At 59.6% G+C, this 14,817-nt stretch carries 14 protein-coding genes; 11 read left to right on the top strand and 3 right to left on the bottom strand.

Going from position 1 to position 14,817, the window contains the following annotated elements; translation table 11 throughout:
• The first annotated feature begins 165 nt into the window (after window positions 1-165).
• The 3 genes from BWP39_RS25065 to BWP39_RS25055 all read left to right on the top strand — a co-directional run bounded on the left by BWP39_RS25065 (window position 166) and on the right by BWP39_RS25055 (window position 4,598).
• Complete coding sequence (locus tag BWP39_RS25065; RefSeq protein ID WP_157915181.1) at window positions 166-621, top strand: MarR family winged helix-turn-helix transcriptional regulator; 456 nt, start codon at window positions 166-168, stop codon at window positions 619-621.
• Window positions 622-858: 237 nt separating this feature from the next.
• Window positions 859-3,621, top strand: a complete 2,763-nt coding sequence (locus BWP39_RS25060; protein ID WP_157915180.1) for an ATP-binding protein — start codon at window positions 859-861, stop codon at window positions 3,619-3,621.
• Between the two features lie 194 nt (window positions 3,622-3,815).
• Window positions 3,816-4,598 carry an alpha/beta fold hydrolase gene (locus BWP39_RS25055; protein ID WP_096724959.1) on the top strand — a complete coding sequence of 261 codons (783 nt, stop codon included), beginning with the start codon at window positions 3,816-3,818 and terminating at the stop codon, window positions 4,596-4,598.
• A gap of 87 nt (window positions 4,599-4,685) precedes the next feature.
• On the opposite strand, the gene BWP39_RS25050 is transcribed toward BWP39_RS25055, so the two are convergent.
• Window positions 4,686-5,129, bottom strand: coding sequence for a hypothetical protein (locus BWP39_RS25050; protein ID WP_133116930.1), 444 nt, complete (start codon window positions 5,127-5,129; stop codon window positions 4,686-4,688).
• A gap of 255 nt (window positions 5,130-5,384) precedes the next feature.
• On the opposite strand from BWP39_RS25050, the gene BWP39_RS25045 reads away from it, so the two are divergent.
• Window positions 5,385-6,089 carry a response regulator transcription factor gene (locus tag BWP39_RS25045; RefSeq protein ID WP_096724957.1) on the top strand — a complete coding sequence of 235 codons (705 nt, stop codon included), beginning with the start codon at window positions 5,385-5,387 and terminating at the stop codon, window positions 6,087-6,089.
• A 23-nt stretch (window positions 6,090-6,112) separates the two neighbouring features.
• Window positions 6,113-6,415, top strand: coding sequence for a DUF3331 domain-containing protein (locus tag BWP39_RS25040; RefSeq protein WP_096724956.1), 303 nt, complete (start codon window positions 6,113-6,115; stop codon window positions 6,413-6,415).
• A 120-nt stretch (window positions 6,416-6,535) separates the two neighbouring features.
• Here BWP39_RS25040 and BWP39_RS25035 read toward each other — a convergent pair whose 3' ends face one another.
• Window positions 6,536-7,453: a LysR substrate-binding domain-containing protein gene (locus BWP39_RS25035; RefSeq protein ID WP_096724955.1), complete on the bottom strand. Its 918-nt coding sequence runs from the start codon at window positions 7,451-7,453 to the stop codon at window positions 6,536-6,538.
• Between the two features lie 192 nt (window positions 7,454-7,645).
• On the opposite strand from BWP39_RS25035, the gene BWP39_RS25030 reads away from it, so the two are divergent.
• The 5 genes from BWP39_RS25030 (at window position 7,646) to BWP39_RS25010 (ending at window position 12,901) form a co-directional block, all read left to right on the top strand.
• Window positions 7,646-8,374: an isochorismatase family protein gene (locus tag BWP39_RS25030; RefSeq protein ID WP_096724954.1), complete on the top strand. Its 729-nt coding sequence runs from the start codon at window positions 7,646-7,648 to the stop codon at window positions 8,372-8,374.
• Window positions 8,375-8,503: 129 nt separating this feature from the next.
• The gene (locus BWP39_RS25025; protein ID WP_096724953.1) at window positions 8,504-9,394 is read left to right on the top strand and encodes a pirin family protein; all 891 of its coding nucleotides are present in this window, start codon (window positions 8,504-8,506) and stop codon (window positions 9,392-9,394) included.
• A 163-nt stretch (window positions 9,395-9,557) separates the two neighbouring features.
• A complete protein-coding gene (locus tag BWP39_RS25020) occupies window positions 9,558-10,286 on the top strand; it encodes a transporter substrate-binding domain-containing protein (RefSeq protein WP_096724952.1) in 729 nt (242 codons plus the stop codon).
• 42 nt (window positions 10,287-10,328) lie between these two features.
• Window positions 10,329-11,210, top strand: a complete 882-nt coding sequence (locus BWP39_RS25015; protein ID WP_096724951.1) for a PhzF family phenazine biosynthesis protein — start codon at window positions 10,329-10,331, stop codon at window positions 11,208-11,210.
• 428 nt (window positions 11,211-11,638) lie between these two features.
• Window positions 11,639-12,901, top strand: a complete 1,263-nt coding sequence (locus BWP39_RS25010; RefSeq protein ID WP_235851473.1) for an epoxide hydrolase family protein — start codon at window positions 11,639-11,641, stop codon at window positions 12,899-12,901.
• 58 nt (window positions 12,902-12,959) lie between these two features.
• Here BWP39_RS25010 and BWP39_RS25005 read toward each other — a convergent pair whose 3' ends face one another.
• Entirely contained in the window at window positions 12,960-13,424 is a 465-nt protein-coding gene (locus BWP39_RS25005; protein ID WP_096726159.1) for a MarR family winged helix-turn-helix transcriptional regulator, read from the bottom strand.
• Window positions 13,425-13,763: 339 nt separating this feature from the next.
• Here BWP39_RS25005 and BWP39_RS25000 point away from each other — a divergent pair, with 339 nt between their 5' ends.
• The gene (locus BWP39_RS25000) at window positions 13,764-14,816 is read left to right on the top strand and encodes a hypothetical protein (protein ID WP_133116929.1); all 1,053 of its coding nucleotides are present in this window, start codon (window positions 13,764-13,766) and stop codon (window positions 14,814-14,816) included.
• Window position 14,817 lies beyond the last annotated feature (1 nt).

Below are 14,817 nucleotides of genomic sequence, written 5' to 3'. Positions count from 1 at the left end.
GCAGGTTGAATCGTCAGGTCATGTCGACGTGTACTCAGTCTACGTTTTAGGTGTGAATGTTTTAGGTGCGAATATCTGCGAAAATCCACCCGGAACGGGTAGTGCCGGCGCAATGACTTGTCAGAAATAGGTGGAAGCATGAAAGGAAGGGCAATCAGCATTGGAATGAAACTCGAACTGCTGTTCGGGTTGGTCGCCTCGCGGGTGTTTCACCACGCGTCGACGATGTTGAACGGCGATGTGACCTTCGCGCGCATCATCTCCCTGTTTCATCTCCAGTTTCACGAGACGCAAACCATTGCGGAAATCGCCGGAGTGACTGGCTTGAGCCAGGCCGCGGCGAGCCGTATGGTCGACGGGTTGTACCGGGAGGGCGTGGTGGATCGTCGGGAATCGGCTGAAGACCGCAGGCAGAAATGCGTCGAACTCACACCCGATGGCCTGAAAAGAATCGAAGCCATGCGCCAGGTCACCACCGACGCCTATGCCGAGCTAATGGCGCAAGTGCCTCGGGATCTGCGTATCAGGCTTCATGAAGTCCTGATCGAACTCGAGCCGTATTTGATTCCTTCCGAAGCAGGGCGCGACGGGCGTCCACCTGGGTCCCGGGCACCTCGCTAAAACTGAGGGCATGTTGCGGAATCCGGCGCGATGGCACGATTCCGCGCTCCATGACACTTGCGTGAAGTCTATTTATGACTGCATTGTATGCACGCTCGCACATGATATAGTTTGCATCGACCGCAACGAGACGTGCCCATCGCCTGGTCCCCGTCGCTTAGTGCCATCGCTTCCGCCGCCATGCCTCAAGAGCCTAGACGTCATACAGAATGGCGTGCTTCCTTTGGACCGTTTACCTTGTCTCCCTCAGAGCGTCTGCTGGAGCGAGACGGTGTACCCGTGCGGCTCGGTGGCCGTGCGCTCGACCTGCTTATTGCATTGGTCGATTCCGCAGGAGAAACGGTTAGCAAGCAGGATCTGATTGCCCGGGTCTGGCCCGACGTACTCGTCGAAGAAGGCAGCCTGCGCTTCCATATGGTCGCCATTCGCAAGGCGCTCGGCGAGGGAGAAGGCGGTAGTCGCTATATCACCAACACAACCAATAAAGGCTACACGTTCGTCGCTTCTGTCGAACGTCGGACGTTGGGCGCGCCTGCCCAGGCGGCTATAGCCAGCACCTTCAAATCGGTGCCGGCGCCCGCCACGCCGGTAGTCGGGCGTGACGAAGAGGTGGAGGCGCTCGTCGCGAACCTGCTGCAGCGGCGCCTTGTTTCGGTGGTAGGACCCGGCGGCATCGGCAAAACCACGGTGGCGATTGCGTGCGCGCAGACCGTGGCCCGGCAGTTCAACGGCGATGTGCACTTTATCGACCTGTCGGCAATTTCGGAGACGCAACTCGTGCGCTCGTCCGTCGCCACGGCGGTCGGACTGCAGAACCGTTCGGACGATCTGCCCGCGGTCGCCACGCATCTGGCTGACCGTAACACGCTGATCGTGCTGGACTGCTGCGAACATGTCATCGCGGGAGCCGCCGAGCTTGCCGAAGCGTTGATCCGCATCTGCCCCAAGGTCCATATTCTTGCCACCAGCCGCGAACCGCTGCGCGCAGAGGGCGAGCTTGTCTATCGTCTGCAGCCGCTTGCCTTCCCGCCCGAAGGCGCTGGAACAACCGCAGAAGCAGCGCTTGCCTACCCCGCAGTCAGATTGTTCGTGGACCGCGCGGTCGCCAGTTGCTCGAGTTTCGAACTCAAGGACAGCGACGCGCCGCTGGCATCGCAGCTCTGTCGAGAACTGGATGGCATTGCGCTCGCCATCGAACTCGCCGCCGGTCGCATCGAGGCGTTGGGCCTCCAGGCCATCACGTCGCACTTCGATGCGAGTGTCAGGTTGATGTGGCACGGCAGGCGCACCGCCGTGCCGCGTCAACAGACCCTGGGGGCGACACTCGACTGGAGCGTCAAGCTTCTGTCGGATGACGAGAAGCGCCTCCTGTATCGACTCTCGGTGTTTGCCGCAACGTTTTCTCTCGATGCGGCTATCGAAATCTGTAGCTTCGATGGCGACAGGTCGGTGGCGATCGAGTTGATCGCGAGCCTCGTGTCGAAGTCGCTGGTTACCGTGGATGCGGGCGAAGCCGCGCTTCGCTACGGCATGCTGGACACGACACGGTCCTATTGCTGGAAGAAACTCTGCAACATCGGCGAAGACGCCGCGGTCTCGCAGCGCCTGGCCGGCTACTTCAGAAACTGGGCGCAGCAGTATGCGGCCGGGAATCTCGACAAGGACGCGCTCGATGTCGTGGTGCTGGAGATGTCCAATCTTCGGGCGGCACTCGAATGGCATTTCCGGGCGGATGAACATAGGTCCGACGCTTTCAGGCTGGCGGCTTCGCTGTGTCCGCTGTTGCTGCAACTGTCGAAAATCGCTGAATGCGCTCGATGGGCTCAAACCGCGCTCTCGCAGATGCCACCCGAACTGTCCGGATCGTCCTTCGAAATGCGGCTACAAGGTGCGCTCGGTCAATCGTTGATGTTCTCAACGGGGGGTAGTGAAGCCGAAACGGCATACCGCCGAAGCATCGAACTTGCAGAGCAATTGAGGGATTTCCGCAGCACGCTTCATCTGCTCAACGGCTACGTGGTGCTGCTGCATCGAGACGGGCGCTATACCGATGCGCTCGACAACGCCCGCAAAGCGCAGTCGCTTCTGACCGAGCTGAACGACCTGGAGTCGCGCGCCATCGTCGACTCGCTCATGGGCGTTGCCCTACACCTCGTCGGCAATGTGAATGAGGCGATGCACCATTGGGAGCGGTGCTTCGCTCAAAGCTCGGGCGCGTCGTCCAGTACGACGTCGAAGCTCGGTTTCGACTTTCACATCCGGGCGTTGTGTGGCCTCGCACGCAGTCTGTGGCTCACCGGGCACTATTCGAGGGCGATCGTCATCGCGGAAGAGACCATCGCGAAGGCGCGTGAATCGGGCCATGCGGTGACCTATTGCATCGCGCTTATCTGGGCCGGTTCCGTGTACATCTGGGCGCGCAATGTCGAACGCCTGGAGGAGATCGCAACAACGATCGAGCGCGTGGCGAAACAACATTCGCTCACGCCCTATCTTGCGTTCGCGCGCATCACACGTGGACAGTTGCTGATCGCCCGACGCCAACCGGCTGAAGGCGTCGAACTGATTCGAGGTGCGGTGGACGTACTGCACGAGTGCCGCTACAGAATGGTGACCAGCGTGTCGCTATCGGTTCTGGCAAAGGGGCTGTCCGATATGTCGCTGCATTCGGCGGCGCTCGCCATGTGTGACGAAGTCGAGACGCTTATCCATACGTGTGGTGACTTCCTTCGCATGCCGGAGTTACTGGCCGTTCGCGGATACTGTCTTGCAGCCGCGGGGCAGGCTGCTGAAGCCGAGAAAAGCTATCGCGCGGCGATCGAGCTCGCCCGTTCGCAAGGGGTGAAGTCAGGTCAGATCGAGGCGGCGGTCGCGCTGGCTCAACATCTGGTCGATACAGGCCGACAGGACGACGCCCAGCGCCTGCTTGATCCATTGATAGCGGAAGCCGGCGATGAAATCTCGCTGGACCTCTCGCTCGCGCGCAGTCTGCTCGGCTAAACCTCTTTAACTAGCGGGCGCGGAAAGTACGACCCAGGCTGCAGTCGCCATGCGGCCTATGCCAAAAGACATACTCAATCTTGGTGATGGATACAGCGCATCGATCGATCAAACTATCGATGTGCTAGCGACCTCAACGGCAAATCATCCATGAGGGCATGCACGACCATCTCTCTTTAAGATTGGGGACCAACATGCAATTCAAACCTTTCTCTTTTCGGCATACCCTTCTCGGCATGCTGACCGTCGGCCTGGGGACGCTTGGCGTCGTCGAGCAAAGTGCCGCTGCCGGACCTGTCAGGAACGTGGTGCTGGTGCACGGGGGCTTCGTCGACGGCGGTGGCTGGGAACCGGTGTACAAGCTGCTGAAGGCCAAGGGTTATAACGTCAGCATCGTGCAGAACGCGACGACCTCGCTCGCCGACGACGTGGCGACGACCAAAGCCGTGATCGCGGCGCAAGATGGCCCGGTTGTGCTGGTCGGCCACTCGTACGGCGGAGCGGTCATCACGGAAGCCGGTAACGATCCCAAGGTCGCGCGCCTCGTCTACATCGCAGCCTTTGCTCCGGATAGCGGCGAATCGGTGCAAAAGCTGATCGCCAATCCGCCGCCCGGTGCCGCGGTTCCGCCGATCCTGCCGCCGGTCAACGGTTTCCTGATGCTGGACAAGACGAAGTTCGCCGAGGCGTTTGCCGGCGACGTGGCGCCTGAGCGCGCCAGCTTCCTCGCCAATGCTCAGGTGCCATGGGGTGTGGCCGCACTGGCCGGCGATATCACCACGGCTGCGTGGCATACGAAGCCGAGCTGGTATCTGCTGACCACGCACGACCGGATGATTCCGCCGCCGGCCCAGCACGCGATGGCCCAGCGCATCGGTGCGGTCATTGCGGAATCGTCGGCTAGCCACGCCGTGTACGAGTCGCGTCCCGCCGATGTCGCCGCGTTGATCGAGAAGGCTGCTACGTCGGTGAAGTAGAGCGACAGCAGTTACGTTCATGCACGCCCCTGAAGTCAGCATTCCAGGGGCGTTTCTTTTGCTCGCTGCTGTTTGTAAAAGCGATCGTTAAAGCGCCTTCCGAATATCGGGCTCTGCGTCGTCCGTTCGCGTCAGCAAGATGATCAATCGAGCCACCTTTCCCGCGTGCACAAGGAAATTGAAGCTCAGGATCATCGGATCGGGCAAGCCTGTGCTGTCGAAATCACCAGAGACTTTGGCCAGCAGGATCAGATCGCTGTAATGCCGTCTGGCTTGCAGCACATCCATGCTGAAACGCACGCCGACAATTTCGTTGCGAATCCAGTCGCCAATCGCATCGATACCCCAGAAGTCACGTAACTGGTCGTTCACATGCGCGTTCTGCGCGAAGAGGCCGGTGAGGGTGTCTGCGTCGAAGGTGTTGACTGCATCCACGAAGGAAACGACGACGTCATCGGCGATTTCCCGCCAGTTTTTCGAGGATTGATCAGGCTGCATCGTAATTTGCCCAGTAACACATGCCGCCATCATGAGCCAATCCGGGCAAAGGCGACGCTATGGATTGTTATGTGTGGTTAGGGCGGACACCGCCCCTGTGGGCACGGCCTTATCGCGCCTCTATGCCAGACGATCTACTCAATCCTGGTGATGGAAGCGGGCCATCAGTCGAAGGGTGTTTTTCCGGTTGCTATCAATTAGCTAACAACGGATAACTCGACCCCGCCTTTTCTGTCGTTAAAGATAAAGGTACGGCGAAGTCACTTGCCATCACCAGGGGAGGGCGAAATGAGTCAGCATCAAACCGGGCGTCGGATCGCGGTACTTGTATCTGTCGCCACACCGTTGTTGCAGGCCGGCGTTCGCGCATCCCTTGCAGATGCACTTGATATCGAGGTACTCGGCGAAGGCTACATTGCTGTCGAGCGAAGCGTCGATGTCGTCGTGGCAGAAAGCTCGACAGCGGCGAGGATTGCGCAGGATAGCCGGCACTTCACGCACGGCCCAGGCCTCCAATCGGCCCGCATCCTGGTGCTCTCAGATCAGGTCCGGGAGCATGCCGTACGAAGCGCACTGGAGCAGGGCATCCACGGTTTCGTGCTGACCAGCTCGCCGGTGTGCGATCTCCTTGCCGGCGTCCGGACGCTTGGGCACGGAGGCACCTACCTGTGCCCGCCACTGGCGCAGCAACTGGCACAGATCTCCGGGCGCGACATGCTGACGAGTCGCGAGGGCGAGGTGCTGCGGCTCCTGACGATGGGGCAATGCAACAAGTCGATTGCATGTGATCTGGAGATCGCAGTCGGGACCGTGAAGGCTCACGTCAAATCGATCATGTCGAAGCTGGATGCCAGTTGCCGGACCGAGGCCGCACGCATCGCGACGGAGCGCGGATTAATCGATCTGCCGGATGCCTCGGTTGGGCGAAAGAAACTGCGCAGCTATGCGAAGGCCCGGATGCATTCCTCTCTGCTTCAACCCAGCTATGCCTGATCGGCAGAGCGCAAGGAGCTTTCATGACTACGGTACGACATCATTTGTTTGGACTGGAAGCGGAAGTCTCGATTCTGGAGCGCGGCGCTGACGACGTCTGGATGCGTTGGCTGGAGCCTGGGCGTTGTCACTACGGCGAGCAGAGATGGGCTGCGACCGTGGCGCGGGGTAGCGGCAAGTGCGCGTTGACCGGTGCGCCGATACGGCGCGGCGACCGGATTTTCAGGCCGACCGGGCGACCGCGTCCATCCAACGCGAATGTGCTGATTCTGGCGGATCAGATCGTGAAGATACTCGACAGCGCGTCGGTGGGTGAGGCCGGTTAGTGCGGGTGAATTTCGCGGCGTCATCGGTTCGGAGTCTCGCTAGCTCGCAAGCAGAGAATCCAGACGTGGTCTTGAAGGAGACGACCGCCACATCTCGCAAGTACGGGTAACGTAGCCACATCACCCCAGCAACGGCGGCAACTCCTCCTTCAGAAAATCGACGAAGGCTCGTACGGCCGGCATCATTCCGCGTCGCGTCGGAAACAGCGCAGCCAGCCGGCCCTCCCTCGAGCGAAACTCCGGCAACACGACGCATAAGGTTCCCGTTTCGATCTCACGCGCGCACGCATAGAGCGGCAGGCTCGCGATACCCATTCCCGCTAGCGCAGCTTCCTTCAACGCCGCGAGATTGTCGCTCTGCAGCCGCGGTTGAATCGTCCGTACGACCACCTCGCCGTGCGCGTCGATCAGGCGCAGCGTGGTTACCGGTTTGTTGATCGATTCGTAGATCAGCAGATCGCCTTGAGGCAGCGCGTCCGGCTCATCGATCATCCCAATCCCTGCGAGGTACACAGGGCTCGCCACGAGCCCCCAGCGCGCTGTGCCAAGCGGCGCCTGCACCAGGCTCGAAAGCTCCACGTCGAAACTCAACCCGCGCACCACCACATCGATGTGTTCTTCGACGAGATCGACCTGCCGGTTACTGGCCTCGATCGCGAGTCGGACCTTCGGGTAACGCAGCATGAAGCGGGGCAGCAGTCCGGCCAGCAGGATGTCGGTGATCGCCACCGACATGCTGACCCGCACGAGTCCCGTCGGCTCGGCAGTCCGGCGCCGGACGGCTTCTTCGCCCGCCTGCGCCTCGGCAATCATGGCCCGGCAGTGCGCGTAAAGCTCCTCGCCGGCATCGGTCAGGCTCAGTCTGCGCGAGGTTCGCTGCAGTAGCCGAACGCCGAGACTGGCTTCCAGATGCGTGACCCGCCGGGAGATGTGGGATTTGCTGATGCCGAGTAACTCTCCAGCGGCGGTAAAACCACGCTGCTCAATGACCTGAGCAAACAGGTAGAGGTCGTTCAGATCGAGAGAGGTGGAGTTCATTCGACGTCCAGGTCGCCTTGAGGTGATCCATTCTATCGTTTCCTGTGTGCAACGATAGGTTGATAAATACCCTATTTATCGCTTGTCGTTGCCTGAATATGATTCATCTCAACCGGAACAGATACGAACCGGACAGTCCGGCAAAGCGTCGATACGCCGATGCCGCATCCAAATGTCACGGGTAAACACATCATGAAACTCTCCAATCTGCTGAAAGCTGTCGTTCTTCCCCTGGCTATCGTCGCTACCTCCGCTGCGACGGTTCAGACCGCCAGCGCGGCGCCCGTGACGAGCGCGGTCGCACCGTCGGGCGCGCCGTATTCGCTGCTGTCGCGAGACAACACCGTGCTGGTACTGGTCGATCACCAGATCGGTCTTTTCACCGGCGTGCGCGACATCGATGTCGGTGAACTCAAGCACAACGTGGTGGCGCTCGCCAAAGCCGCGAAGACGCTCGGTATCCCGATCATCGTCACGGCGACGGTACCCGACGGCATGTGGGGCCCGACGACCCCCGAGTTGACCGCTGCGCTTCCGGGTGTCCCGGTGATTGCCCGGACCTCGATCAACGCCTGGGATGATCCGAATGTCCGCGCCGCCATCGAGAAGACCGGTCGCAAACAGGTGTTGATCGCCGGTGTTTCGCTGGAGGTCTGTGCCACGTTCCCGGCGCTGTCGCTGAAGGCCGCTGGCTACGATCCGCGTGTCGTGCTCGACGCGTCCGGCACGTTCAGCGATGCCAAGCGCACGGTTGGATTGCAACGCCTGGCGGGCGCAGGCATTCCGGTGACTGACTACGCGACGGCCGGTGTGGAAATGCTCCACGGCAACGACGATCCGAAAGCCCAGCAGGTGTATTCCGACCTCGACATGCCGTTTGCGAACCTGGTGTGGCAGTTCAAGAACGTCAAGGCCAGGTAACTAACGCTGACGCCATGATCCAATTCGGCGAGGACACGTAGTGTCTTCGTCCGGACAACCTCGAAGCCGTCCGCGCCTCTATGCCCGGACGGTTTTGAGCTTAACGCTACAGTAAGAAGGAGTATCGCCATGGATAAGTTCGTGCGCGTGTCGCCTGTCGTCGCCGGTCACGATATGACCATCGGCAAGGCTTTTTGCGCGAAGCACTTCAGTGAGGAATCGTTCGGCGGACTGGTGGACCCTGTTGTCATGCTCGATCATTTCCACATGACCCGTCCGACGTTTGCGGTGCATCCGCATGCCGGTATTTCGGCGGTGACCTACGTGTTCGAGGACGCGACAGGGCCGCATGTCAATTACGATTCGCTCGGCAATCAAGGTCCGATCAATCCGGGCGCGTTGCACTGGTTTGCCGCTGGTCGCGGAGCCGTCCATACCGAACAGCCCGAGGGCGACGAGCAGCACGTCCACGCGCTGCAGATCTTCGTGAATCTGCCGGCCAGCAAGAAGTTCGATGCGCCTTATGCCGTGCATGTGGAACCGGGTGAAATTCCCGAGATCGTGGCTCCTGGTGTTCGCGTGCGGGTGGTTTCGGGGAGTAGCAATGATGTGAGCGCCGATCACACGTTGCGGCTACCTGAACCGTTCACGCTGCTGGATGCTTTTCTTTCGCGCTCATCTGCGTTTAGCCATGAGTTACTGCGTGGATGGAGTGCGATGATCTATGCCGTTTCGGGCGCGTTACAGGTCGAGGTTGGGGGCAAGGTGCGGCAGTTGAAGGCGGGGGAAGCAATTGGCGTGGCGCTCGATGAAGACGCTGCGCAGAGCATTGCAGCCATTCAGTTTGCTTCTGCCGAAGGCAGCCACTTCGTCGTGCTCTCCGGTCCGGCGCTGGATGAACCCATTGCGAGGCACGGGCCGTTTGTCATGAATACACGTGAGCAACTTGAAGACCGGGTCAGGGCGTTTCAGAACGGTGAATTCGGACAGGTTGTGATGGCGCAGTCTGCGGGGCAGTGATTTTTCTTTCGGTTATCTGCGACCCTCACGTCTGGGACCTGCATTGCCGGAGCTTTCGTCCGCTCTGGACGCTAGTACGTTGTATCAGCCATGATGATGTCGAGACGCAAGGCCGAAACGTAAATGGCCGGGATGTCGACCCCCAAACGCATGGAGTAAAAGCATGAAAGTACGGATCGCCTATATCGAGGAACCGCCTTTCTACTGGACCGGCGAAGATCGTTCCGTGAAGGGCGCGGACATCGAACTAGCCGAAGTGATACTTCGGGCGATCGGTGCGTCGTCCATCGACTATCAAGTGACCACGTTTCCGGAGTTACTGCCGGGTGTGCAGGCAGGCCGCTGGGATATGAACGTGCCGATTTTTGTCACGGCCGAACGCGCAAAGGACGTGGCGTTCAGCGTGCCGGTCTGGACGCTTGGCGATGGCTTCGTCGTGCATCGGGGTAATCCGAAAGCGCTGACGAGTTACGACGCCGTGGCGACACGCAGCGACGCACGACTGGGGATCATCCCCGGACAGGTGCAGTTCGATGCTGCAAAGTCGGCCGGCGTGAGCGATAGCCAGATCGTGATGTTCAAGGAGCAGGCCGAGGCGGTCGCCGCATTGCTGGCAGGAAAGATCGATGCATTCGCGGCCACGGCGGTTGGCAATCGCGTGATTGTCGATGCCAACCAGGAACTGGAAGCCGTTGCGCACGAAAGTAGCAAGGACGGTAGATCGCCTGTCGGTGCTTTCTCGTTTAGCAAGGACAATCACAGTCTTCTACAGGCCGTGAATGCGCAACTTCGCGATTACCTTGGTGCGGCCGATCATCGCGCGCGAATGGCGAAGTACGGAATCACGCACACCGAGATCGATGGCGTGGTGGCAGATAAAGGCACGAAGTAATCCGGTTCCCGGGTGAACGGGAGCGTTCTGAGCGGAGCCCCTATGAAACGATCCTATAAGGTAGTCGACGTCTTTACCTCGCGACCGCTTCTCGGTAATCCGGTGGCCGTGATACTGGACGCCGACGACTTGACCACCGACGCGATGCAGGCCATCGCGCGCTGGACGAACCTTTCCGAAACGACCTTCGTCCTGTCGCCTACGACAGCCGGTGCCGATTATCGCTTGCGGATTTTCACGCCGCGAAGCGAGCTCCCGTTTGCCGGACACCCGACGCTGGGCAGTGCACACGCGGTTCTTGAAGCTGGCCGCATTCTACCTGGTCCGGGTGGCCGGTTGATTCAGCAATGCGAGATCGGCCTCATCGAATTGACGGTCGAAGGACAAGGCGAAGATCGCGAGCTGACGTTCGACTTGCCGCCTTCGAAGATGACGTCACTAGATGCAGCCGATATTGCGGATCTGGAGCGCATCCTGAGTTGCAACGTGACCGCGAAGACCGTACCCGCCATCGTGAATGTCGGTCCTAAATGGGTTATCACACAGCTGAACGACGCGGCTTCCGTCATCGATCTGCGGCCCGATCTTGCGAGACTCGCTGAGTTCGAACGGCGACACCGCGTCACAGGTTTGACCGTGTTCGGTGTGCACAAGCATGGAGATGCAGCCATAGAGGTACGTACCTTTGCGCCGTCCTCCGGCGTCGAAGAGGATCCCGTTTGTGGAAGCGGTAACGGTAGCGTGGCTGTGTTCCAGTGGGAGCGTGGTCTGCTGCCATCCGATGGAACGAACTACGTGGCTGCGCAAGGGCGTTGTGTCGGGCGGGATGGGCGCGTGAAGGTGAGTGTGGATGCGGGTGGGAAGGTGCGTATTGGTGGTTCTTGTGTCACGTGTGTGGAAGGCTCGCTTACGCTCGCGCTCTGACGGCAGGAAAACATTTCGGCCTCACAACACAAGGGCGCGTGCGATTTGCCAACCGCACGGCGCCCGCTCTGAGCAAAATCCAACGTCAAGCGAATCTCGACAACCTGGAAACAGGTTGACTTCGTTGTCGGCTGAGCTATTATATCGCATGCGATGTAATCGTGTACGATTTCAAGAGCACCAGTGCCACCGCTACGCCCGACGAAGACTCTCGACCGGATGCGTATCGGCGATCTGGTGCGGCAGAGGTATCAGTTGGCCGCAAAGCCGTAGCAAACGATAGATGTCCACGAATCCATCCATCGAAGCCTATGTTCATCTCAACACCCATCAGGAGCGCGCATCAAATGACCTACCTGCAAACATTCACGTACAGGCGGCTTATCACCGCTTCGGCCTTGCTCGGAAGCATGGCGGTTTTTCCTTCCATGTCCTCCGCTCAAGCCGAAACCGCGCCACCCGCTACGACGCAGGCCAACAACGCAGCCGCCCCCACACAGGGGCAGCACCCCGACGACACATCGATCCGGCCGTTTCATTTCCACGCATCGGACGCCGCGCTCGCCGATCTTCGCCGCCGGATCCGCGCGACTAAATGGCCGAGCCGCGAACTGGTCGGCGATGCGTCCCAGGGCGTGCAGCTCGAAACCATGCAGAAGCTCGCGCAATATTGGGCGACCGGCTATGACTGGCGCAAGACAGAGGCGAAGTTGAACGCGCTGCCGCAATTCGTTACCACGATCGATGGCGTAGAAATTCATTTCATCCACGTCCGGTCGAAAAACAAGAATGTGCTACCGATCATCATTACGCATGGCTGGCCCGGTTCCATCATCGAGCAGCTCAAAGTCATCGACCCGCTGACGAACCCGACCGCGCACGGCGGCAATGCCTCCGACTCGTTCGATGTGGTCATTCCCTCGCTGCCAGGATACGGCTTCTCTGGAAAGCCGATCGATCTCGGCTGGGACCCCGCACGTATTGCGCGTGCCTGGGCCGTGCTGATGAAGCGTCTGGGTTATACACGGTATGTCGCGCAAGGCGGCGATTGGGGCGATGCCGTCACCGAGCAGATGGCCGTGCAGGCGCCGCCTGGGCTGATCGGTATTCACACGAACATGCCGGGTGCTGTGCCGCCCGCAATCGAGCGCGCACTTCATGCGGGCGGTCCGGCGCCATCGGGTTTGTCGCCTGACGAGCAGCGTGCCTACGACCAGCTCGATTTCTTCTACAAGCATGGTCTCGCCTACGCCGAAGAAATGTCGAACCGGCCGCAAACGCTGTATGGAATCGAAGATTCGCCGATTGGTCTCGCGTCCTGGATGCTGGATCACGATGCACGCAGCTACGCGCTCATTGCACGCGTGTTCGACGGTCAGAGCGAAGGCCTGACACGCGATGACATCCTGGACAACGTCACGCTCTACTGGCTCACCAACACGGCAGTGTCTTCTGCGCGCCTGTACTGGGAGAACAAGTTCGCCTTCTTCGCACCGAAGGGCATCAAGATTCCGGTCGCGGTCAGTGCGTTTCCGGACGAGCTTTATCAGGCGCCCGAGAGCTGGGCGAAAGAGGCATTCCCGGATCTGATCTACTACAACCGGCCTGCGAAAGGCGGACACTTTGCGGCGTGGGAGCAGCCCGAAGCCCTTACGAATGACCTTCGACTTGCATTCAGGAAATTGCGTTAATGCCATCGTGGACGGCGGTGAGCCGCCGTCCGCGTACCTGGCGCAAACACATGCATGGTCATTCGCGGTCCTGCACCGACTTGATGAGATTGTCGCGCAGCGTGGCAATCGCTTTCTGCACTTTCGGGAATTCCTCGGGCATAAGGCCACAAGCCTCGATCAGATCCATATCCAGACCTTTTTCGCGCAGACGCCGGCCACTTTTGGTCAGACCGACGCGTACCTGACGCTCATCCGCGGGATCTCGCTGCCGATGCAGATAACCCATCGCTTCAAGCTTCTTGAGGATCGGCGTAAGCGTGTTCGATTCGAGAAACAGCTTTTCGCCGAGCCTGCCGACGGTCACGTTGTCCTCTTCCCATAACGCAATGATGGTGATGTATTGCGTGTACGTGAGGCCCAGTTCATCGAGGATCGGTTTGTATGCCTTGCCGAAGGCCAGATTCGTCGAGTAAACCGTGAAGCACAGATAGTCGGCCAGCTTCAGGATGGCGGTGGGGTTTGTGTCGTCGGTACGTTTCATTTGCGTCCTCGTCAGCATCAGACGGATGTCTCATGATGAGCGAATTATATCGCACGCGATTTAGTCGTGAGCGCGGGCTATCGTGGGCAATGATTACGTCGCGCCGACATTGATTCATCAAGCATTTTCGCCTCAAGCCGACATCCTCAAATTTCCTCTCCTTGAATTGGAATCGGTGTGCACGTCGCCTATGCTCAGTCCGGCGTGCCATTCAATGACCGAAGCAAAAGAAATTCCATTTACATCAGTATTCCAGATGGATTGCGTATCGGTCGTCACCCGTGCAGAACAACACTTCCCGGAATGCGCATGTAAAAACTCTTCTATGGAGAATCAACCATGAATCGCGTTTCCAGTTTTTTGTTGAAACGACTGATGGCGGTGGCTGTAGTCTCGGTAGGTCTGCTAGGGATGGCATCTGCAAACGCGGGCTCGACGAACGTGGGCACTGCGCAGTTGCGACGCGTGAGCGATCTGCCGGCCAATACCGCGCCGACCACAGTGCCCAGAGATTACGTCGTCACACCGAACGGTTTTTTCCCGTCGGAGTGTGTGCATGAAATCAAGCGAGGTGAAACGCTGTTGAGCCAGTTGCGCGTGTTGAGCGCGGATGGCAAGACGGTGCGACAGGAAGCGATCTGTGCGCGGCCGCACTACACGAAGCAGGGTCAACGTGTCGATACGGCAGCGGGGATTCATCGCGACGCTGCATCGGGCACGAAGCCCGCGAGCGACGGTGGCTGGTACGAGGCATTGACGTACGTGAACGGCAGCACCGGTACGCGTCAGCTTTCCGCCAACTGGACTGTGCCGTCCGCACCAACGGTCGAGAACGGGCAGGTCGTGTTCTTCTTCCCGGGTCTCACGCAATCGAATTACTCCGGCACGATTCTGCAGCCGGTATTGCAATGGAACGAGTTCGGTAACAACTCGTGGCAGTTCTCGAGCTGGAATTGCTGTGGCGCCGATGGCTCGGGCACGATCAACTACAGCACGCCTATCGATGTCGCTGTGGGCGATCAACTGGCCGGATCGATGACGCAAACCTGCGCGGTTGGTTCAAGCAGTTGCGCGAGCTGGAACATCGTCAGCGCGGATCAGACCACCGGTCAGAGCACGACGTTGACGACTGGAGGCAATAACACGGGTTCGAGCGGTCAGGTCTACAACTGGCTCGACGGTGCAGTGCTGGAGGCTTACGGGGTGACCGCCTGCAATCAGTTTCCGGCCGACGGCAGCGTGCACTTCTCGTCGATCTCGGCGCATGACGCCAGCAACCATGTGATCACTCCCACGTGGTCGTCTGACGCGAATGGTATCGGCTACGTCACGAGCCCGGCGTGCAATTACACATCGTCGTCGACCACGACCGATAACTGGTTGTATTACTGAT

The organism is Paraburkholderia acidicola, assembly GCF_002362315.1.
In the GTDB taxonomy this organism is placed as follows: domain Bacteria; phylum Pseudomonadota; class Gammaproteobacteria; order Burkholderiales; family Burkholderiaceae; genus Paraburkholderia; species Paraburkholderia acidicola.
This window is presented reverse-complemented; position numbering and strand designations above follow the sequence as displayed.